Below are 20,948 nucleotides of genomic sequence, written 5' to 3' on the forward strand. Positions count from 1 at the left end.
ATGGAGTGCGGCGCCCCAACTCCTACACGTGCTTGCACGCACCGCGTCGTAACGGGCTACCGCACTCCGCTCTCAACTGCAATCTACTCGCCTGGCAGACACAAGCGGCGTCAGCCGCGAAGCTCATGATCGAGCAGATTACAGACACATCCGTAATCTCAGCGCCGTCAGCTTCGCGGCTGACGCCGCTCCCACAGTGCCAAGCTTGGATCGGCACGGCCCCTGCCGAGCATGGCTCGGCACTACCTTATTGGCGGCGGACGGACTGCACTACCTGCAGGCGGCGCAGGCGACGCATTACTTCGGCCAGATGGTTGCGGTCGCGGACCTGGATGTTGAAGCACAGCACCGCTGCGTTGAAGTCGCGGTCCAGGTAATCCACACGCTCGATGTTGGAATGGCTATGGGCAATGGCCGCTGCCAGCTGCGCCAACACGCCGGTGCCGTTTTCCACCTCGACCACCAACGCGGTGTCGTAATCGCCAACCACGCTGGTATCCCAGCCAATTGGCACCCAGCGATCCGGTGTCTTGCGCAGCTCGGCCAGGTTCGGGCAATCCAGTCGATGCACGACGATGCCCTTGCCGGCAGTGTGGTAACCCATGATGTCGTCGCCCGGAATCGGCTGACAACAATTGGCAAAGCTGACCACGCCGCGTTCAGTACCGTTGATCAGGATCTTCTCCTGTGCACGGTGGCTGACGCCGCTGGCACGCAGCTCGGCGTAAGACATCAGCGCCTGCGCTGCCTGGGTCGGCATCCAGTTGCCTAGCGCCACATCGGCGAGGAATGCCTCCAGGCGCGGGTAACGGTGTTCGTTGAGGAAGGCATCCAGCCGCCCCTTCGGCAGCCGCTCGATCGAGCTGTCCATCGCTTCCAGCGCGCGGTCGAGCATGCTGTGGCCGAGCTGCACGGCGTCCTCGTGCTCCAGCTGCTTGAGCTGGTGACGGATCGCGGTACGCGCCTTGCTGCTGACCACGAACTCCAGCCACTGCGGCTTGGGCGAGGCCGAGCGCGCGGTGATGATCTCCACCGTCTGCCCACTGACCAGACGCGTGCGCAGCGGCACCAGCTTCTTGTCCACGCGCGAGGCGACCGCGCGGTTGCCCACGTCGGTGTGCACGGCATAGGCGAAGTCCAGCGCGGTCGAGTTGCGCGGCAACGCCAGGATCTTGCCCTTGGGCGTGAACAGATAGACCTCGTCCGGGAACAGATCAACCTTGACGTTGTCCAGGAACTCCAGCGACGAACCGGCGGTGCGCTGCGAATCGATCAGCTCGACGATCCAGGCATGCGCCCTGCTCTGCGCGCTGTTGGGGCCATCGCCACCGAACTTGTAGGTCCAGTGCGCGGCCACACCGCGCTCGGCGATCAGGTCCATTTCCTCGGTGCGGATCTGTACCTCGATCGGCGAGCCATAAGGCCCGAACAGCACCGTGTGCAGCGACTGGTAACCGTTGGCCTTGGGAATGGCGATGAAGTCGCGGAAGCGACCGTCCAGCGGTTTGAACGCGGCATGCACGCCGCCCAGTGCGTGGTAACAGTTGGGCACGTTGCGCATCACCAGGCGGAAGCCGAAGACATCCATGACCTGGTCGAAGCTTTTGTTCTCCTCGCGCATCTTGGTGTAGATGCTCCAGGGCGTCTTGATGCGGCTGATCAGGCGATGCTCCAGCCCTTCACGCGCCAGGCGCTGCGACAGCTGTACTTCCACCTGTGCCATCGACTCGCGGCGCACCACCGGCTGGCTGCGGATGTGTTTCTCGATGATGGCGTGACGCCACGGATACAGCGCGCGGAAGCCGAGGTTCTGCAGCTCGGACTTGATCAGGTTCATGCCCAGGCGCTGGGCGATGGGCGCGTAGATATCCAGCGTTTCGGTGGCAATGCGGCGCCGCGCTTCGGCACTCTGCGCGCCGAGGGTGCGCATGTTGTGCAGGCGGTCGGCCAGCTTGATCATGATCACGCGCAGGTCGCGCGACATCGCCAGCAGCATCTTGCGGAAGCTCTCCGCTGCCGCTTCCTGGCGGTCGCGGAACTTCAGCTTGTCCAGCTTGGTGACGCCCTCGACCAGATCGGCCACGGCCTGGCCGAACTCGGCGGCCAGTTCTTCGCCGGTAAGCGGAGTGTCTTCGATGGTGTCGTGCAGGATCGCGGCGATCAGGGTTTCAACATCCAGGCCGAGCTCGGCCAGGATGCGCGCCACCGCCACCGGATGGGTGATGTAGGGCTCGCCGGATTTACGGGTCTGGCCGGCGTGCGCGGCCGCCCCGACTTCCCAGGCACGACGCAACAGCGGCAGCTGCTCGGTAGGGAGATAGCTGGCTGCGCGTTCGAGTTGCAGTACGTAATCAGGTACCACCCCGCCCGCGGGCGTGGCTACCTGGGCGGAAGGGCCTGGGTTCATGTCAGAAGACTATGCCAGCGGACGTTCCACGGCAATTCCTACAACGCAAACAGCCCGCTTTTGGCGGGCTGTTTGCAGACAACATCAATCGATGCCAGAGAGGCGATCAATCGTCGTTCTTGGACATGTCTTCGTCGGCGACCACTTCAGCGGCTGCCCACTCCAGTGCTTCACGCTCGATACGCTCGCGCTCGGACTTCTCGACTTCCTCGATCAGCTCGTTGTCGATGCGACGGGCAGCGATTTCGCGCAGCGCCAACACGGTCGGCTTGTCCTCGCTCTCGCTGTTGTCGATCGTCGCCTGGACACCATTGGCCAGCTGACGGGCGCGCTTGGACGCCATCATGACCAGCTCAAAACGGTTGTTAACGACTTCCAGGCAATCTTCTACGGTAATGCGGGCCATGCGGGCTCCCGGCGACCTGCAACGGCCGCTCGATCGAATGAGGGAAAGGGGATGGATTGTAGGGGCAGACCGGTCCTGGAATCAAGTCAAGGCCTGAACAGCCCCTTGTGGATCAATCACTTGCTCAGTTTTCCGGGGCCAGCAGCGAGGCAATCAGCTCGGCGTGGCGTCGCTGCTGGGGTTCGCAGCGCAGCCGGCTGGCGGCGAAGATCGAGCACATTTCACCAACGGCGGTGTCGAAATCCTCGTTGATGATGACGTAGTCGAACTCGTCGTAATGCAGCATTTCCTCGCGCGCGGCAGCCAAACGCTGGGCCATCACCGCCTCACTGTCCTGGCCGCGCTTGCGCATGCGCTCGTCCAGCGCCTGCCGCGACGGCGGCAGGATGAAGACGCTGACCGCGCCCGGCACCTTCTCGCGCACCTGCCGTGCGCCCTGCCAGTCGATTTCCAGCAGCACGTCCTTGCCGGCCGTCAGCTGCGGCTCCACCGACTGCCGGGCTGTACCCTTCCAGTCGCCATGCACCAGCGCGTGCTCGAAGAAATCGCCGGCGGCAATCATCTGCTCGAACTCGGTGGCCGGGACGAAGTGGTAGTGCTTGCCGCTCACTTCGCCCGGGCGCATGGCCCGCGAGGTGAAGGAGATCGACAGCGAAATGTGCGGGTCACGCGCCAAAGTGGCGTTGACGATGCTGCTTTTGCCGGCCCCGGACGGGGCAGCGACGATATAGAGGGTGCCACGCATGCGGTGGGCCAACGTCGGAATGGCCCGGCATTGTACCGGCGTGGGCGGGTCTGTGCAGGATCGAGGGTTGATGGCCCCAATTGCCACGGGGGGCGGCTACACCTGTAGAGCCGAGCCATGCTCGGCTGGAGCACCACCTGTAGTGCCGAGCCATGCTCGGCAGGGCATTACCGGTAAGGCCTCTGCCGAGCACGGCTCGGCACTACCAAAAACAAAAAAGGCCCGGAGCGATCCGGGCCTTTTTCGCAAGCAAAGAACGCTTACTTGTTCGGCGCAAACGCCAAGGTACGACGCGTGGTAGTCGGGCTGCTGATCGGCTCGAACTTCCAACGCTTCACCGCATTCAAGGCTTCGCGGTCGAAGGTGCGTGCCGGGGTGGCGCGCAATACGCGGGCGTCGGTGACCGAGCCGTCGGTGCCGATGCTCAGCTCCACCAGCACTTCACCGGAGGTGCCCGAACGCAGGGCATCGGCCGGGTAACGCGGGGCCGGGGTGCTGACCGCACGCAGGGTCGGCGCGGCTGCCGGCTTGGGCGCGGCAGCCTGCTGGGCGGCGGCCTGCGCAGCACTGCGCTGCTCGGCTTCGCGGCGGGTAGCGGCCTGGCGTTCGGCTTCCTGGCGCTCGCTGTCTTTGCGCGCGGCTTCCTGCTTTGCTGCCAGCTGCTGCGCAGCCGTGGCTTCGACAGCCTGCTGCTGGGCCATGCGCTGCTGCTCGACCTGCTGCTTGGCGCGGGTTTCGGCGTCCTTCTTGGCCTTGTCGGCTTCTTCCACGGTGCGACGTTCGGCGACCTGCATGCTGCCGGTGACGCCCTGCTTCAGGCGCGGCAGCGCCGGTGCGGTTGGGTCCACCTTTTCAACCAACGCGATCAGGCGCTGGGTTTCGGTGAAGTCCTCGCGGCTCAGGGCCTGCTCGGCGGCGATCAGGGTATAGGGCTGCAGGTCAGTCAGCGCGCTCTTGATCGAGGCATCGTTGGGCAGCTTGTCGCGCAGGGCAAGGTAGTACTCCATGGCGTTGTCGCCGGCTGGGGCATACATGCGGTTTTCGCGCAGTGCGGCGCTGGCCATATCGCGCAGCTGCTGGGTGTCCATGGCCTGGACCTTTTCAGCAACCGCCGGTGCGGCGGGCGCTGCTGCGGCAGGTGTGGCGGGTGCAGCGGCCGGCGCGGTGGTTTCATCCTTGCCGGAACAGGCGACCAGCGTGGTCAGCAGAAGAGCGGGCGCCAACAGACGCAGCTTGCCTTTACTCATGACGTACGACATCAAACATCCCCTTGAATCGACGAACGTGAACTGCGTATGCCCTGACGGCGGCGTGGTGGCGGCATTTCCCGATGCCGTACCCATCAGCAGTGAAGCGCGAATCTAGCATCGCCGGCAAGGTGTGCGGCGGTCGATGATGACGCTGAAATGAAAAAGTGACGGGCGTCACATGGCGGGGCGCCCGTCACTGGTCTTGCTTAGTGTGCGTTGGCGGCCGGCTTGGCGTGGCTGCCGGACATCAGCTTGTCGGTCCAGGCAATACCAATGGCCGACAGGATGAACACGCAATGGATGATGGTCTGCCACAGCACACCGGCCTCGGTGTACTTGCTGCCTTCCGAGCCCAGAGTGCCGATCTCGATGAAGGTCTTGAGCAGGTGGATCGAGGAGATGCCGATGATCGCCATCGCCAGCTTCACCTTCAGCACCGAGGCGTTGACGTGGCTCAGCCACTCCGGCTGGTCCGGGTGGTTGTGCAGACGCAGGCGCGAGACGAAGGTTTCATAGCCGCCCACGATCACCATCACCAGCAGGTTGGAGATCATCACCACGTCGATCAGGCCCAACACGGCCAGCATGATCAGCTGCTCGGTCATCTGCGTGGCCGAGTGGATCAGGTGCCACAGTTCCTTGCCGAACAGGAATACGTAGACGCATTGCGCCAGGATCAGGCCCAGGTACAGCGGCAGCTGCAACCAGCGTGAAGCGAAGATCAGGGAGGACAGCGGGCTCAGTGATTTCTGTTCAGACATTGGGAAGGATGGTGCGTTGCGGAAACGGGGGAGGTTACCGGTCGCCCGGAAGGCTGCCAAGCGGCTACCGTAGGAGCCCCTGAGGATGGTTCCGCCGAGGCGTATTCATGATCGACCTTTATTACTGGCCAACTCCCAACGGCCACAAGATCACCTTGTTCCTGGAAGAGGCGGGGCTGGCGTACCGGGTGCACCCGGTCAACATCGGCAAGGGCGACCAGTTCCTGCCGGAATTCCTGGCAATCTCGCCGAACAACAAGATGCCGGCCATTGTCGACCATGCCCCCGCCGATGGCGGTGCGCCGCTTAGCGTGTTCGAGTCTGGCGCCATCCTGCTGTACCTGGCCGAGAAGACCGGCCGCTTCATCCCCGCTGACCTGCGCGGCCGCGCCGCCACCCTGGAATGGCTGTTCTGGCAGATGGGCGGGCTGGGCCCGATGAGCGGGCAGATGGGCCATTTCAACGTCTACGCGCCCGAGCGCATTCCCTACGCGATCGAACGCTATGACAGCGAGGTGCGGCGCCTGCACCGGGTGATGGACAAGCGCCTGTCCGAGTCGGCGTTCCTTGGTGGCGACGATTACGGCATCGCCGACATGGCCAGCTACCCGTGGATTGGCGCCTACGCCAAGCTGCCGGTGGACTTCGACGCCTTCCCGCACCTGCGCCGCTGGCACCAGGCCATCGCCGAGCGTCCGGCCACCCAGCGCGCCTATGCAGTCGGCCCGACAGTCAATCCGCAGGCCGGCCAGCCGCTCAGCGACGAGGAGAAGCGCCTGCTGTTCGGCACGCGCGACTGACTCGCGGCAGGGGCAGTACGGGCGGTGCTCGGCTAGGATGGTCAGATCCGTGCTGTTCTGACAGGTAAACCATGCGTCCCTTGTTTCTAGCCCTTGCCATGATCCTAGCCACCCCTGCTGTCCACGCTGAAAAGCTCACCCTCGAAGCCATCACCGGCAAGGCGCCGCTGTCTGGTCCCACGTTGATGAAGCCCAAGGTGGCCCCGGACGGTTCGCGGGTCACCTTCCTGCGCGGCAAGGACAGCGACGTCAAGCAGCTGGACCTGTGGGAATACGACATCGCCAGCGGCCAGACCCGGCTGCTGGTCGATTCCAAGGTGGTGCTGCCCGGCACCGAAACCCTGAGCGATGCCGAAAAGGCCCGCCGCGAGCGCCAGCGCATCGCCGCCTTCAGTGGCATCGTCGATTACCAGTGGTCGCCTGACGCCAGGACTCTGCTGTTCCCGCTGGGCGGCGAGCTCTATCTTTACGATTTGGGCAAGCAGGGCAGCGCCGCAGTACGCAAGCTCACCAACGGCGAAGGCTTCAGCACCGACGCCAAGCTCTCGCCCATGGGCGGCTTCGTCAGCTTCGTGCGCGAGCGCAACCTGTGGGTAATCGACCTGGCCAGCGGCAAACAGCTGCAGCTGACCCGCGATGGCAGTGCCACCATCGGCAACGGTGTGGCCGAGTTCGTTGCTGACGAGGAAATGGACCGCCATACCGGTTACTGGTGGGCGCCGGATGACTCGGCTATTGCCTTCGCCCGCATCGACGAATCGCCGGTGCCGGTGCAGAAGCGCTACGAGATGTATGCCGACCGCGTGGAGATGGTCGAGCAGCGTTACCCAGCGGCCGGCGACCACAATGTGCTGGTCACCCTGGGCGTGATCGCGCCGCGCGCTGGTGCGACGGTCAACTGGGTGGACCTGGGCAAGCAGCAGGATATCTACCTGACCCGCGTCAAATGGCGCGACGGCCAGCACCTTTCGTTCCAGCGCCAGAGCCGCGACCAGCACAAGCTTGAGCTGATCGAAGCCAACCTGGCTGACGGCAAACAGCAACTGTTGGTCACCGAGACCAGCAGAACCTGGGTGCCGCTGCACAACAGCCTGAAGTTCCTCAAGGATGGCCGCTTCCTGTGGTCATCCGAACGCAGTGGCTTCGAGCACCTGTATATCTCCAGCGCCGACGGCCGTAACCAGACCGCGTTGACCTCCGGCAACTGGCCGGTGGACGAGCTGCTGGCCGTCGACGAAGACGCTGGCACCGTCTACTTCCGCGCCGGCATCGAATCAGCGCTGCGCAGCGAAATCTATGCCGTGCCGCTGGCCGGTGGCGCGCCGAAGAAGTTGTCGCAGGCGCCGGGCATGCACAGCGCCGCGTTCGCCAAGAACGGCAGCGTCTATGTGGACAGCTGGTCCAACAGCACCACGCCGCCGCAGATTGAATTGTTCCGGGCCAACGGTGAAAAGATCGCCACCTTGTTGGACAACAATCTGGCCGATGCCAACCATCCGTACGCCAAGTACCGCGACGCGCAGCGCCCGGTTGAATACGGCACGCTGACCGCTGCCGACGGCAAGACGCCGCTGAATTACAGCGTGATTAAGCCGGAAGGTTTCGACCCGGCGAAGAAGTATCCGGTTGCCGTCTATGTCTACGGCGGCCCGGCCTCGCAGACCGTGACCGACAGCTGGCCCGGTCGCGGCGATCACCTGTTCAACCAATACCTGGCACAGCGCGGCTATGTGGTGTTCTCGCTGGACAACCGTGGCACGCCGCGTCGCGGCCGTGACTTCGGCGGCGCGCTATACGGTGTGCAGGGCACGGTGGAAGTGGCCGACCAGCTCAAGGGCGTGGAATGGCTGAAGTCTCAGCCGTGGGTGGATGGCAGCCGCATCGGCGTGCAGGGCTGGTCCAACGGCGGCTACATGACGCTGATGCTGCTGGCCAAGGCATCGGACCAGTACGCCTGCGGCGTGGCTGGCGCACCGGTCACCGATTGGGGCCTGTACGACACCCATTACACCGAGCGCTACATGAACCTGCCGGCAGCCAATGTCGATGGTTACCGCGAAGCACGCGTGCTCACCCATATCGCTGGGCTGACCTCGCCGCTGCTGCTGATCCACGGCATGGCCGATGACAACGTGCTGTTCTCCAACTCGACCGCCCTGATGAGCGCGCTGCAAAAGCGTGGCCAGCCGTTCGAGCTGATGACCTATCCGGGCGCCAAGCATGGTTTGTCAGGTGCGGATGCGTTGCATCGCTACCGGGTGGCTGAGAACTTCCTTGGGCGTTGTTTGAAGCCCTGATTGAACGGAGGACAGGGAATGTCGATGTCGCCACCGCCGCTGCCGGGCCATGCGCCCGGCAAACCGGCACGCAACTGGTTGCAGCGTAATCTCGCGTGGGTGTTGCCACTGCTGATGCTGGTCGTCGTCGGGCTCGCGGCACTGCTCATCTGGAGGGGCTTCAGCAAGATGGAGGGCCATATGCAGCGGGACGCTCCCCTCATTCAGGCCAACCATCGGGTGGCCTCATCCGAGGAGCTTGTAGCGGTGCTTGGTAGACCCATGCGGGTGACCTTGCTGGCCATTGAAAGCGAGAACCAGGCTGACCCGGCGGTGCCTGCCATATACCAGTTCGAAGTGTCCGGCCCAAAGGGTAGGCGGCACGTGGTGGCCAATGCACAGCGCGTGCAGAAGCGTTGGATCTATGAGCGCTTCGAGGTCGAACAGGAAGGACTCCCGCCGCTGGACTTGCGCACCGAGCAGGAGAGGGCCTGCGCGTCGTCGCATTGCCGCTAAGTTGTGGCCTTGCTCCGATCAGAATCCGATGCCAGACATCTGGTGTCGGATTTTTTGTGGGAGCGGCGTAAGCCGCGAAACACGCGGATCATCGGCCGACGCAGTCGGCAGGGCTTTGCGCAACGCCAGCTTCGCGGCTTACGCCGCTCCCACAGACAAATGCCGAGCTGCCCGCACCTGGGTGGCGGCGTTTCGTCAAAAGAACAGCATCAGGTCTGGAGAGGGTTGCTGCTCCAGACCCCCCACTTCCTACCCTTGCCGCCCCGGCAGCGACTGCGTACGGTCAGCCCATCCCTTACGGAGCTGTCCATGAAGCCTCTCGTCCTCGCCGTCGCCCTTGCACTGGCCGCGCCGCTGCCGCTCACCGCGACCGCCGCCGCACCCACCACGACCAAGACCACGCCCGCCGCCCCGGCCTGGGTTGCGCGCAGCAACGAGCTGGCGCAGATCCTGCTGCAGGCGCAGGCACCATTCCAGCCGGAGCTGACCAGCTTCTTCGGTGTGCCCGGCTATGACGACAAAGTCGTCGATCTGCGCGCGGACTACACTGGCCGCTACCGCGCGGCCATGAACAAGGCGCGCGACCAGCTGCGCGAGAAGCTGCAGGTCGAGCGCGATCCCAACCTGCGCCAGGACCTGGAGATCATGATCGGCGCCGCCGAGCGCAACATCGAAAGCAGCACCCTCAATGAGCAGCACCTGATGCCATGGGTGGACGTGCCGCAGGCCGTATTCGGCGGCATCAACGGCCTGCTCTCCGACCAGGTGCCCGAAGCGCGCCGGGCCAAGGCACTGGACCGGCTCAACGGCTACCTCGGCAAGGCGCCGGGCACGCAGCCGCTGGCTACCCTGGCGCGCCAGCGCTACGAGGAAAAGAGCGGCACGCCGAACCTGCTGCAGCCGACCAAGATCGAAGTCGACCAGGCGCTGGCCAATGTCGATACCTACATCGCCGGCATCGGCAAGCTGTTCGCCAAGTACAAGATCGACGGTGCCGATGCCTCGCTGGCGGAGCTGTCCACGCAGATGAAGGACTACATCGCCTGGACCAGCAAGGAAGTGCTGCCCAAGGCGCGCACCGACAATCGACTGCCGGCTGAGCTGTATGCCTTCCAGCTCAAGGAAGTGGGTGTGGACATCGACCCGGCCCTGCTGATGCAGCGTGCCCAGCTCGAATACATGGAAACCCGCGCGATGATGCGCCAGCTGGCACCGCTGGTGGTGCAGGCCAAGGGCTTGAAGGTTGCCGACAACACCGATTACGTGGCGGTGATCCGCGCGCTGAAGCAGGACAAGATCGGCAACGATCAGCTCGAATCGCATTACCGTGGCGTCATCGATGCGATCGACCCGATCATCCACAAGCAGGGCATCGTCGACGTGCCGCAGCGCCCGCTGCAGATGCGCCTGGGCAGTGAGGCCGAGAGCGCTGCCTCGCCGGCACCGCATTACCTGCCGGCGCCGCTGGTCGGCAACACCGGCCAGCAGGGCACCTTCGTGCTCCCGCTGGGCAACCCGGCCTCGGGCGAAAAAGCGCAGTACGACGACTTCAACTTCGGCTCGGCGGCGTGGACGTTGAGTGCGCACGAAGGCCGCCCCGGCCACGACCTGCAGTTCGCGGCGATGGTTGAGCGCGGCATCTCGCTGGCGCGCACCATGTTCGCTTTCAACTCCGTCAACGTTGAAGGCTGGGCGCTGTATGCCGAAGCCGAAATGGTGCCGTTCGAGCCGCTGGACGGGCAGATGATCGCGCTGCAGTTCCGCCTGCTGCGTGCGGCCCGCGCCATGCTCGACCCGGCCCTCAACCTGGGCCAGACCGACCGCGAACGGGCCCGCAAGGTGCTGGTGGAGGGCGTTGGCCTGTCCGAGGCGATGACCACGCAGGAACTGGACCGCTACACCGTGCGTTCGCCGGGCCAGGCCTGCAGCTACTTCTACGGCTACACCCGCATCATGGAACTGCGCATGCAGACCGAGCTGGCACTGGGCGACAAGTTCGACCGCCTGGCGTTCAACAACTTCCTGCTCGACCAGGGCCTGTTGCCGCCGGACCAGCTGGCCGCCGCAGTCAACGAAGTCTTCGTACCGGCCCAGCGCCGCAAGTAAGCACAAAGGGCGCCGCAAGGCGCCCTTTCTCATTGGACTGGTTCTTTGTGGGAGAGGCGTAAGCCGCGAAGCCGCCACATCATCAGATGACATGGACAGCAACGACTTCAGCACTATCAGCTTCGCGGCTTACACCGCTCCCACAGGACAATGCCAGCCCATGATGGGCTGCGGTTGTTCCAGTCCTTTGCAGAAGCCTGTGGCTGCGTGCCGCTTCGCGATCGATTTTTGCGGGAGCGGCGTAAGCTGCGAAGCCACCACAGCATCAGATGGCATAGACAGCAACGATTTCAGCACCATCAGCTTCGCGGCTTACACCGCTCCCACAGCGCGCACAGAACAACGCCAGCCCAAGGCGCTTCAGTCCTTGTCGTTGGACGGTTTCACCGTCGTGCTGTCACTGGCATCAGCCTCGAACAGATGCATCAGGTCAGCGCGAGCATCGCGTGATGTCTGCATCACCGCTACCTCGTCGTCGTACACCAGATGCTGCGCCTTGAGCAGTGCTTCATCGTGCTCGCGGAAGCGCTGCACGTGGTCGCGCGCGACATTCTCCGGAAAACCGAGCGCGGTCAACACGCGCTCGCTGGTTTCAAGGCTGGAACCGAATACCTCGCGGAACGGCTCGGCCGACATGTCCAGCAGCTTCCAGGCGTGCTGGCGGTTACGCGCGCGCGCCAGCACGGTCGCCTTGGGGTACATGCGCCGCACCAGCCGCACTGCGCGCAGATTGGTGTCCGGGTCATCCATCGCCATCACGAACACGCGGATGTGCTCGGCACCGGCCGCGCGCAGCAGATCGGGGCGGGTAGGGTCGCCGTAGTACAGCTGGTTGCCGAAGCGGCGCAGGTCCTTGACCGTGTCCGGATCAGCCTCCAGCGCAACAAACGGAATGCGCTGTGCGGTCAGCAGACGGCCGACGATCTGGCCGAAACGGCCCATGCCGGCAATCAACACCTGCGGTCGCTGTGCACCGGCATCTTTCAGCTTCTCATCCGGCTCAGGTTGCGTCGGCCGCGGCTGCGGCTTGAGCTGCAGCAGGCGTTGCAGGGCGAGCAGAAGCAACGGCGTTATCGCCATCGACAGACTGACAATCGCAACCAGCCGGTCGTGATTGATGCGGCCGAGCAGATGCGCGCGCTCGGCCTCGTTGAACACCACGAAGGCGAACTCGCCGCCCAGCCACAGCACGCTGCCCAGCAGCAAGGCGCTGCGCAGTGACATGCGCGCCGCCAGGCCCAGCGCGATCAGGATGGAGAACTTGATTGCCAGCAGGATGGCCACGCCCAACGCGATGAACTCAGGTTCGGCGGCCACCCGCTTCAGGTCGATACCCATGCCAACGGCAATGAAGAACAAGCCCAGCAGCAAGCCCTTGAACGGCTCGATCTGCGACTCGATCTCGTGGCGGAACTCGGAATCGGCCAGCAATACACCGGCCACAAACGCGCCCAAGCTGGCGCTGAGCCCGGCTTCGGCCATGAACCAGGCCGTGCCCAGCACCACCAGCAAGGCGGTGGCGGTGAACACCTCCGGCATCCGTGTGCGCGCAACGATGTTGAACAGCTGGCGCAGCATGGGCCGGCCAAGCACGATCACCAGCATCAGCGCGCCAAGGGCGATGGAGGCATCCTGCCAGCTCAGGGTTTCGTTCTTGACCCCACCCAGCAGGGGAATAGCCGCCAGCAAAGGAATGGCAACCAGGTCCTGGAACAGCAGGATGGCAAAGCCCAGCCGGCCATAGTCGGTATTGAGTGCCTTGTGCTCGGACAGCAGCTGCAGGCCAACCGCAGTGGAAGACAAGGCCAGCGCGGTGCCGATGACCAGCGCGCTCTTCCACGAGAAGTGATTCAGCAACAACAGCCCGCCCAGCACCATCGCACTGAGCAGCACCTGCACCGTGCCGGCGCCGAACACCGGCCGCCGCATCACCATCAGCCGCGATGGTGACAGCTCCAGCCCGATCACGAACAACAGCATCACCACGCCGATCTCGGCGGCATTGAGGATGCGGTCAGCGTCCTGCACGAAGCCCAGCACATGCGGCCCCAGCACCACGCCAGCGGCCAGATAGCCCAGCACCGCGCCCAGCCCGAAGCGCTTGAATACCGGCACGGCGATGACCGCCGCCAGCAGCAGTACCAAGGCGAGTTCGAGTCCGGTGCCGTGCATTTGAAGGGATTCCTTGATTGATTCAGCTGACCGGTCGAGCAACTGCCTACCGACGATTTCACATTATGCGGACTCTGCCGTGAGTGAATGCGAACAGAAGCCCTCCGTTGTTGGGATGCAGCGATGCAGGCTTGACCCCGCCGGCCAACAGGACCAGACTCGCGCCGCTGGCGGTAGAACCGCGCAGCACCTTTCCGGAGTCCAACCCATGTCCAGCGACAGTAGAAGTCGATCGCGATCGTCGACACCAGCGACGGCAACCGCCTGACAGGGCTGGTTCGCTCTGTGCTGGCGTTGCGGTCGCAATCCAGAACAGGCGAATCAACATGAACCAGAAGCAATTTCTGCGGCCAGTGGTGGACGCAGCCACGCTGAGCGCGCCCCTTGCCGATTACAACACCGCCGACGCGGTGGAGTACCTCAACGCCCTGCCATTGCCGCTTGCGGCCAACACGCTGGCGGCACTGTCTTTGCCGCGCGCGGTCAAACTGCTGGAGGCCCCTGAGCTGCAGCATGCCGGCGCGCTGATCGCAGCGCTGCCGCCGGCCCGCGCCGCGGCCCTGCTGGGGCTGATGGCCGACGACCGTGCCACCGATATCGTCCATGAGCTGGACGATGCCGAGCGTGCGCGGCTGATCCCGTTGCTGGCACCGGAGGCGCGGCGCTCGATCCAGCTGCTGCTGAGCTACCCGCCCAACACCGCCGGTGCCTTGATGACCACCGAGTTCGTCGGCGTGCCGGCGGACTGGACGGTAGCGCAGACCCTGCAGCACATCCGCGAGGTGGAGCGTAGCCGCGAGACGGTCTACGCAATCTACGTGCTGGACCCGCAGACCCGCCAGCTGCTGCAGGTAGTGACGATGCGGCGGCTGATCACTGGCGAGCCGGAGGATTCGATCCTGTCGGTGGCCCAGGTCAATCCGCCGGTGACGGTGGATGCGCTGCTGGACCAGGAAGAGGTAGCGCAGCTGATCCGCCGCCACGACCTGCTGGCGATCCCGGTAGTGGATGCGCAGCAGCAGATGCTGGGCATTGTCACCGTCGACGACATCCTTGATGCACTGATCGATGAATCCACCGAGGACGTGCACAAGTTCGGCGGCGTGGAGGCCTTGGACAAGCCATACATGCAGATCGGCTTCCTGGAGATGCTGCGCAAGCGTGCCGGTTGGCTGAGCGTGCTGTTCCTCGGCGAAATGCTCACCGCCAGCGCCATGCAGCACTACGAGGACGAGCTGGCCCGCGCGGTGGTGCTGACCTTGTTCATTCCGCTGATCATGAGCTCCGGCGGCAACTCCGGCTCACAGGCCACCTCGCTGCTGATCCGCTCGCTGGCCCTGCGCGAACTGCGCCTGCGCGACTGGTGGAAGGTCGCCCTGCGCGAGCTGCCAACCGGCGTGGTGCTCGGTGCGATCCTCGGCACCTTGGCGATCATCCGCATCACCGTCTGGCAGCTGGCCGGCCTGCACGATTACGGCGAGCACTGGAAGCTGCTGGCGGTGACCATTGGCGCGGCCTTGATCGGCATCGTCACCTTCGGTTCCTTGTCCGGCTCGATGCTGCCGTTCGTGCTCAAGCGCCTGGGCTTCGACCCGGCCAGCGCCTCGGCGCCGTTCGTGGCAACGCTGGTGGACGTCACCGGCCTGGTGATCTATTTCAGCATCGCCGCAATGATCCTCGGCGGCACCCTGCTCTGAATGTAGTGCCGAGCCATGCTCGGCAGGGGCTTCACCCGTAGAGGGACCTGTAGTGCCGAGCCATGCTCGGCAGAGGCTCTACCCGTAGAGGAACCTGTAGTGCCGAGCCATGCTCGGCAGGGGCTTGACCGGCACACCCAACGGCAAACGCAAAAAGCACCCCTCCCCAACCCTCCCCTTGGCTGCGCCAAAAGGAGGGGGCAGCTTGTCTCCCTCCCTTGCGCGTAGCGCAGGGGAGGGCCGGGGAGGGGGGCTCTTCACCAAATCCCCCCACTTTGATCCAACGCAGCCCACCCACCACCGCAGCCGTGTACCTTTGACCCGGTACCCGCAACAGGCGTCGCAATGAGCACCTATCACCTGCAGACCGTATTCCGCCCCCGCTCGGTGGCGGTGATTGGCGGCAGCCCACGCGATCGTTCCGCCGGCCGTGCGGTGATCCGCAATCTGCGCGCAGGCGGCTTTGCCGGGCAGATCGGTTGGGTCAGCCCGCGCTATGCCGAAATCGATGGCATGCGCACGGTCAAGAAGCTCAAGGACCTGCCGTGGATTCCGGACCTGGTGGTCATTACCGTGCCGGCTACGCTATTGCCGCAGGTGGTCAGCCAGGCCGCCGAACTGGGCGTGGCCGCCGCCATCATCCTCACTTCCGGCCTGGGCAAGGGCCCGGGCTCGTTGGCTGCGCAGGTGGAAGCCGCAGCGCGGCCCAAGGGCATGCGGGTGCTTGGTCCGCATTGCCTGGGCGTCATCGCCCCACATGCACGGCTCAACGCCAGCATTGCTGCGCACACGCCGCAGGCCGGCGATCTGGCGCTGATCTCCGAATCCAGCGCGATTGCCGCTGCGCTGGTGGAATGGGGCGTGGCGCGTTCGGTCGGTTTCTCGGCGGTAGTGTCACTGGGCGATGCGCTGGATGTTGATTTCGGCGATCTGCTCGATTACTTCGCCAGTGACTACCGCACCCGCGCCATCCTGCTCTACGTCGACCAGATCAGCGACGCGCGCAAGTTCATGTCGGCCGCACGCGCCGCTGCACGCGCAAAACCCGTGGTGGTGGTCAAATCCGGGCGCAAGTCGCGCGGTGGTGATGAAGTCGTCACCACCCACTCGCAGGCGCTGGCCGATTCCGACGCGGTCTACGGCGCAGCCTTCAACCGCGCTGGTCTGCTGCGGGTGAATGCATTGGACGAGTTGTTCACTGCCGCCGAAACACTGGGCCGGCTTGGAACCTTCCCGGGTCGACGCTTGGCCATCCTCAGCAATGGCGGCGGTGTCGGCCGGTTGGCGGTGGATCAGTTGCAGGCGCTTGGCGGTAGTCTGGCCGAGCTGTCACCGGCCACCGTCGAGCTGCTGGACAAGGCCCTGCCGCAGGGCTGGTCGCGTGACAACCCGGTCGACATCGTGGTCGATGCCGACGGTGGCCGTTATGCGTCGGCGATTGAAGCGCTGCTGTCCGACGACGCCAACGACGCGGTGTTGGTGATCAACGTGCCGACTGCGTTCACTTCCTCGGCCGAGGCCGCGCAGGCGCTGACCACCACGCTGGGGCAGCGCTCGCGGCAGCTGCGCGACAAGCCTGTGTTCGCGGTATGGCTGGGCAATGACGACCGCGCCACGGTCACCCTCAACACCGCGCGCGTACCGACCTATCCAACCGAAGCCGACGCGGTGCGTGGTTTCCAGCATCTGGTGCGTTACCGCGAGGCGCAGACCGCGCTGATGGAAACGCCGCCCAGCCTGCCAGCAGATTTCGTGGTGGATGTGCCGGCTGCACGCGCGCTGGTCGAGGCGGCGTTGGCCAACGATCAGCAATGGCTGGACCCGGTTGCCACGCACAAACTGCTGCAGGCCTACGGCATACCGTCGTTGGAAGTGATGGTTGCGCGTGATCCGCACGAAGCAATGGACCTGGCGCAGCCGATGCTGGAGCAGGGCATGAGCGTAGCGGTGAAGATTTTCTCGCCGGATATCCCGCACAAATCCGAAGTCGATGGCGTGCGCTTGAACCTGGGTAGCCTGCGTGCGGTGCAGTCCGCAGCAACCACCATCCTGCAGCGCGCCCGTGAGAAGCGCCCGCAGGCGCGCATCGAAGGCGTGTTGGTGCAGCCCAGCCTGACCCGGCCCAAGGCGCGCGAGCTGATCGCCGGCATTGCCGACGATCCGGTATTCGGCCCTGTGGTCGTGTTCGGCCGTGGTGGTACCGCAGTGGAAGTGATCGACGACAAGACCCTGGCGTTGCCGCCGTTGGATCTGCGGCTTGCCCATGAAGTAATCGGCCGCACCCGCGTCTCGCGCATCCTCAAGGCTTACGGCGACGTACCGGCGGCGGACGAGCGTGCGGTGGCAATGGTGCTGGTCAAGCTGGCGCAGTTGACGGCGGATATTCCAGAGATCCGCACGCTGGATCTCAATCCGCTGCTGGCCGATCGCAATGGTGTGATCGCATTGGATGCACGTGTCGCCATCACTCCGGTCAAGCGCCTGCACAAGGGCCGCGGTCATCCGCGTTTCGCGATTTTCCCGTATCCCACCGAGTGGGAGCGCACGATAGATCTATCAGATGGTGGCAAGGCCTTCCTTCGCCCGGTGCGACCAGAGGACGATGGCTTGTTCCGTGCCTTCTTCGCACGCGTCACCGACGATGATCTGCGCCTGCGTTTCTTCCAGTCGGTGAAGCATTTCAGCCACGAGTTCATTGCCCGCCTGACTCAGCTGGATTACGCGCGCTCGATCGCATTGGTGGCGATTGATCCCAAGACCGGCGAAATGCTCGGCGCTGTGCGCCTGCACGCCGATGCAGACTACAACCGCGGCGAGTACGGCATCCTGATCCGCTCGGACCTGAAGGGCCACGGCATCGGCTGGAAGCTGATGCAGATCATGATCGAGTACGCCGGCTGGCTGGGCTTGAACATGGTGGAAGGGCAGGTACTGCGCGAGAACAGCACCATGCTGGCTATGTGCCAGAGCCTGGGCTTCAAGGTGAAGGCCGACCCGGATGATTCGACCATCATGAATGTGACGCTGCCGGTGGGTGAGGTTACGAGCTAAGGATCAAAGGCACCCCCAAACCACCGCAAGGCGCGACAATAGCGTCATGCAAACGAACCAAGACCCAGCAGCCAGAATCCCGCTGCTACTGCTGCCCGGCCTGCTCAACGACGCCACACTCTGGCAGGCCCAGCTCGAAGCACTCGCCGACGTCGCCGATTGCCAGGTCGGTGACCTCACCCAGCAAACCACCATGCGTGCCGTCGCCGAAGACGTACTGGCCAAGGCACCCGCACAGTTCGCCCTGGCCGGTTTCTCACTCGGCGGCTACGTCGCCCAGGAAATCCTGCGTATTGCACCGCAGCGGGTACTCAAGCTGGCCCTGCTGGATACCTCGTTCAAACCCGATTCGCCCGAGCGCGCCGCACAACGCCTGGCGCAGCAGAACAGCGTGCGCCTGCCTGGCACCTTCCACGGCTTCGGCGACAAGCTGATGCGCAGCTACATCGACGCCTCGCGCCTGGACGACCATGTGCTGGTGGATACCGTACGCAGCATGACGGCACGTCTCGGCGCTGAAGTATTCCTGCGCCAGAGCCAGCTGCAACGCAGCGATGGCAGCGAGGTCCTGCGCGATTGGCAGGGCCCGGCCTTGATTGTCTGCGGTCGCAACGATGCGATCACGCCGCTGCCCGTAAGCGAGCAGATGGCCGCACTGATGCCGCAATCAACGCTGGTGGTGATCGAGGACTGCGGCCATCTCGCGCCTTTGGAAAAGCCCGAGCAAGTGAACGCGGCGATGCGTGCGTGGCTGCTGCAGGGTATCGGCGACTGATCCCGACAAACGCCTGAATTCCCCGGCTCAGTACGCAAACGCAGCACGGTGTTTGCGTATGAACTCCGTCCAGCGCACCGGCTCGCGGCCGGTGATGGCCGGGAAGTTGTCGAAGGTGGCTTCAATGCCAGGCACCCGCCGTTCGGCGACACGCTGGAAGTTGTCGCGCACGCAGTTCATATAGGCCATCTCGGCGCCAGCTGCGCGCATGTCCTCCAGGAACACATCCGGGCTCAGCGCCTCGTAGCGGAATGGCTGGCCAAGCAACTCCGTCATCAGCGCGGCGACCTCGCCGTAGGACTTGGCGTCGTAGCCCAAGCGATAGGTCTGTCCGGAATGCCGTTGCGGCCACGCCAGCGCCTGGGCGGCGACCGCGGCGACGTCATCACCGTCGACCCAGCTGAAGCGCGCGTCGCCGGTGTACTGGCGGATCACGCCGTCGACCACGGCGCGGGCGCCGTCGTAGCTGAGCAGGTTCTGCATGAAGGCTTCCGGCCTGAGATGGGTGAAGGAGAAGCCATGCCACTCGATGTAGCGTTCGACCAGCTGGTGCCAAGCCCAATGCCCGATGCTGGCGTCATCGCCGCCGCAGGCACCCAGATGCACCACATGCTGCACTCCGGCCTGCTTGGCCGCATCGAGGAAAACCTTGCTCTGGCGCAGCATGTCCACGCTGTAGCCGGTGACCAGCAGCACCCGATCAATGCCTTGCAGCGCAGGCAATAGCGTGTCTTCTTTATCGAAGTCGAGCAGCACTGTGCGGATTCCCTGTGCCTGCAAGACGGCGGCCTTCGCTGGCGAACGCACTGCCGCGACTGGTGTGACAGCATCTTCCAACAGCAGGTTTCTCAAGGTTTCGGCGCCGATCTGACCAGTGGCGCCGGTGACAAGGACGGTGGGGCGTTGCTGGCTCATTGCTGCCTTGGATGCTTGATCGAAGAGGGCGCCCAGCCTATCGTGGAGCCACATTCCGTTCCGCGATGGTTTTTACCGGTTTTACGGAATCTGATTCCTCAATCTTGAAACGTGCCGCATGCATCCCTCCGAACGCCTGAAAGGCCTCGATGTCTTCGTCTGTGTCGCCGATGCAGGCAGCTTTACCGCAGCTGCGGAGCGGTTGCACCTCACCGCTTCGGCGGTCGGCAAGTCGATCGCACGATTGGAAGAACGATTGGGTCGCACGCTGTTCCATCGCACGACCCGGCGCATGTCGCTGACCGAAGCCGGCATCGCCTTCCACCGGACTTGCACTGAGGTGTTGGCAAGCCTTGAGGAAGCCGAGGTGTCGTTGCGGGCAGAAGATGAGGAGCCAAGTGGCCGCGTGCGTATCGATCTACCGGCAGCGTTCGGGCGCCTGCAGGCGCTGCCGATCATTCTTGGCTTCGCCCAGGCCTATCCGCTGACACGGCCGCAGGTGTCCTTCTCGGATCGCTTCATCGATCCGGTCGAGGACGGTGTCGATATCATCGTGCGCATCGGCGGTCCCGACGCATGGTCGTCGTTGGTCGAACATCGACTGCTGGGCCATGAGCAACACGTGTTCTGTGCGGCTCCCGCCTATCTGGCGGCGCATGGCGTACCGACAACACGGGATGAGCTGCAGGCACATCGCTGCATCGCCTACGGACGCGCCGATGGCTCGGTCAGCCCGTGGCGCTTCGCAGCTGCAATGCCAGGCGACGTAGAGCTGCAGATGATGCCGGCTCCGCTGGTAGTGGGAGATGGCGAAGGGCAGGTCACCGCGGCATTGGTCGGCAGTGGCATCGTGCAGCTGCCGACCTGGCTGGTACGCAGTCATCTTGAGGACGGCGCGCTGGTGGAAGTGCTGCCGCATCTGGCCAGCCAGGGCCTGCCGCTCACCCTGGCCTGGATGAAAAGCCGGCGCGAGCTGCCAACGGTCAGTCTGCTACTGGAAACGTTGGCACAAGAGTTGGCATCGCGTATCCGCTAGCAGCGCGGAAATCGCAGTACCTGGACGCAGGGCGG

The 20,948-nt window shown here is 64.4% G+C and carries 15 protein-coding genes; 8 read left to right on the forward strand and 7 right to left on the reverse strand.

Annotation, left to right across the window (positions count from 1 at the left end; translation table 11 throughout):
• Positions 1 to 247: 247 nt before the first annotated feature.
• The 5 genes from ACVOLR_RS14900 to ACVOLR_RS14920 form a co-directional block, all read right to left on the reverse strand.
• A complete protein-coding gene (locus ACVOLR_RS14900) occupies positions 248 to 2,407 on the reverse strand; it encodes a RelA/SpoT family protein (RefSeq protein WP_481537116.1) in 2,160 nt (719 codons plus the stop codon).
• A 106-nt stretch (positions 2,408 to 2,513) separates the two neighbouring features.
• Positions 2,514 to 2,813, reverse strand: coding sequence for a DNA-directed RNA polymerase subunit omega (rpoZ, locus tag ACVOLR_RS14905; protein ID WP_282271463.1), 300 nt, complete (start codon positions 2,811 to 2,813; stop codon positions 2,514 to 2,516).
• Between the two features lie 124 nt (positions 2,814 to 2,937).
• On the reverse strand, positions 2,938 to 3,558 hold the full coding sequence (gene gmk, locus ACVOLR_RS14910; RefSeq protein WP_481537117.1) for a guanylate kinase: 621 nt from the start codon (positions 3,556 to 3,558) through the stop codon (positions 2,938 to 2,940).
• 260 nt (positions 3,559 to 3,818) lie between these two features.
• Positions 3,819 to 4,805 carry an energy transducer TonB gene (locus ACVOLR_RS14915; protein ID WP_481537118.1) on the reverse strand — a complete coding sequence of 329 codons (987 nt, stop codon included), beginning with the start codon at positions 4,803 to 4,805 and terminating at the stop codon, positions 3,819 to 3,821.
• 209 nt (positions 4,806 to 5,014) lie between these two features.
• Positions 5,015 to 5,569 carry a TIGR00645 family protein gene (locus ACVOLR_RS14920; protein WP_481537119.1) on the reverse strand — a complete coding sequence of 185 codons (555 nt, stop codon included), beginning with the start codon at positions 5,567 to 5,569 and terminating at the stop codon, positions 5,015 to 5,017.
• Positions 5,570 to 5,676: 107 nt separating this feature from the next.
• Between ACVOLR_RS14920 and ACVOLR_RS14925 the strand changes: the two genes are divergently transcribed.
• The 4 genes from ACVOLR_RS14925 (at position 5,677) to ACVOLR_RS14940 (ending at position 11,267) form a co-directional block, all read left to right on the forward strand.
• Positions 5,677 to 6,369, forward strand: a complete 693-nt coding sequence (locus tag ACVOLR_RS14925) for a glutathione binding-like protein (RefSeq protein ID WP_481537120.1) — start codon at positions 5,677 to 5,679, stop codon at positions 6,367 to 6,369.
• A 71-nt stretch (positions 6,370 to 6,440) separates the two neighbouring features.
• Positions 6,441 to 8,666, forward strand: coding sequence for a S9 family peptidase (locus tag ACVOLR_RS14930; RefSeq protein WP_481537121.1), 2,226 nt, complete (start codon positions 6,441 to 6,443; stop codon positions 8,664 to 8,666).
• An 18-nt stretch (positions 8,667 to 8,684) separates the two neighbouring features.
• On the forward strand, positions 8,685 to 9,161 hold the full coding sequence (locus tag ACVOLR_RS14935; protein ID WP_481537122.1) for a hypothetical protein: 477 nt from the start codon (positions 8,685 to 8,687) through the stop codon (positions 9,159 to 9,161).
• Between the two features lie 309 nt (positions 9,162 to 9,470).
• Positions 9,471 to 11,267 carry a DUF885 domain-containing protein gene (locus ACVOLR_RS14940; protein WP_481537123.1) on the forward strand — a complete coding sequence of 599 codons (1,797 nt, stop codon included), beginning with the start codon at positions 9,471 to 9,473 and terminating at the stop codon, positions 11,265 to 11,267.
• Between the two features lie 360 nt (positions 11,268 to 11,627).
• Here ACVOLR_RS14940 and ACVOLR_RS14945 read toward each other — a convergent pair whose 3' ends face one another.
• Complete coding sequence (locus ACVOLR_RS14945) at positions 11,628 to 13,439, reverse strand: monovalent cation:proton antiporter-2 (CPA2) family protein (protein ID WP_481537124.1); 1,812 nt, start codon at positions 13,437 to 13,439, stop codon at positions 11,628 to 11,630.
• 326 nt (positions 13,440 to 13,765) lie between these two features.
• Here ACVOLR_RS14945 and mgtE point away from each other — a divergent pair, with 326 nt between their 5' ends.
• From mgtE to ACVOLR_RS14960, 3 genes are all read left to right on the forward strand, one after another.
• Complete coding sequence (mgtE, locus tag ACVOLR_RS14950) at positions 13,766 to 15,136, forward strand: magnesium transporter (RefSeq protein WP_481537125.1); 1,371 nt, start codon at positions 13,766 to 13,768, stop codon at positions 15,134 to 15,136.
• Positions 15,137 to 15,481: 345 nt separating this feature from the next.
• Positions 15,482 to 18,187: a bifunctional acetate--CoA ligase family protein/GNAT family N-acetyltransferase gene (locus tag ACVOLR_RS14955; protein ID WP_481537126.1), complete on the forward strand. Its 2,706-nt coding sequence runs from the start codon at positions 15,482 to 15,484 to the stop codon at positions 18,185 to 18,187.
• A 46-nt stretch (positions 18,188 to 18,233) separates the two neighbouring features.
• Positions 18,234 to 18,962, forward strand: coding sequence for an alpha/beta fold hydrolase (locus tag ACVOLR_RS14960; protein ID WP_481537127.1), 729 nt, complete (start codon positions 18,234 to 18,236; stop codon positions 18,960 to 18,962).
• 27 nt (positions 18,963 to 18,989) lie between these two features.
• Here the strand turns inward: ACVOLR_RS14960 and ACVOLR_RS14965 are convergent, their stop codons facing one another.
• Positions 18,990 to 19,877, reverse strand: coding sequence for an SDR family oxidoreductase (locus ACVOLR_RS14965; RefSeq protein WP_481537128.1), 888 nt, complete (start codon positions 19,875 to 19,877; stop codon positions 18,990 to 18,992).
• Between the two features lie 118 nt (positions 19,878 to 19,995).
• Between ACVOLR_RS14965 and ACVOLR_RS14970 the strand changes: the two genes are divergently transcribed.
• Positions 19,996 to 20,913, forward strand: coding sequence for a LysR family transcriptional regulator (locus ACVOLR_RS14970; protein WP_481537129.1), 918 nt, complete (start codon positions 19,996 to 19,998; stop codon positions 20,911 to 20,913).
• Positions 20,914 to 20,948: the final 35 nt, after the last annotated feature.

Source organism: Stenotrophomonas sp. STEN030 (genome assembly GCF_056759995.1).

Coding starts and splice junctions, on each gene's coding strand:
- ACVOLR_RS14900 (WP_481537116.1), bottom strand. CDS start 2,407: ATGAACCCAGGCCCTTCCGCCCAGGTAGCCACGCCCGCGGGCGGGGTG.
- rpoZ (WP_282271463.1), bottom strand. CDS start 2,813: ATGGCCCGCATTACCGTAGAAGATTGCCTGGAAGTCGTTAACAACCGT.
- gmk (WP_481537117.1), bottom strand. CDS start 3,558: ATGCGTGGCACCCTCTATATCGTCGCTGCCCCGTCCGGGGCCGGCAAA.
- ACVOLR_RS14915 (WP_481537118.1), bottom strand. CDS start 4,805: ATGAGTAAAGGCAAGCTGCGTCTGTTGGCGCCCGCTCTTCTGCTGACC.
- ACVOLR_RS14920 (WP_481537119.1), bottom strand. CDS start 5,569: ATGTCTGAACAGAAATCACTGAGCCCGCTGTCCTCCCTGATCTTCGCT.
- ACVOLR_RS14925 (WP_481537120.1), top strand. CDS start 5,677: ATGATCGACCTTTATTACTGGCCAACTCCCAACGGCCACAAGATCACC.
- ACVOLR_RS14930 (WP_481537121.1), top strand. CDS start 6,441: ATGCGTCCCTTGTTTCTAGCCCTTGCCATGATCCTAGCCACCCCTGCT.
- ACVOLR_RS14935 (WP_481537122.1), top strand. CDS start 8,685: ATGTCGATGTCGCCACCGCCGCTGCCGGGCCATGCGCCCGGCAAACCG.
- ACVOLR_RS14940 (WP_481537123.1), top strand. CDS start 9,471: ATGAAGCCTCTCGTCCTCGCCGTCGCCCTTGCACTGGCCGCGCCGCTG.
- ACVOLR_RS14945 (WP_481537124.1), bottom strand. CDS start 13,439: ATGCACGGCACCGGACTCGAACTCGCCTTGGTACTGCTGCTGGCGGCG.
- mgtE (WP_481537125.1), top strand. CDS start 13,766: ATGAACCAGAAGCAATTTCTGCGGCCAGTGGTGGACGCAGCCACGCTG.
- ACVOLR_RS14955 (WP_481537126.1), top strand. CDS start 15,482: ATGAGCACCTATCACCTGCAGACCGTATTCCGCCCCCGCTCGGTGGCG.
- ACVOLR_RS14960 (WP_481537127.1), top strand. CDS start 18,234: ATGCAAACGAACCAAGACCCAGCAGCCAGAATCCCGCTGCTACTGCTG.
- ACVOLR_RS14965 (WP_481537128.1), bottom strand. CDS start 19,877: ATGAGCCAGCAACGCCCCACCGTCCTTGTCACCGGCGCCACTGGTCAG.
- ACVOLR_RS14970 (WP_481537129.1), top strand. CDS start 19,996: ATGCATCCCTCCGAACGCCTGAAAGGCCTCGATGTCTTCGTCTGTGTC.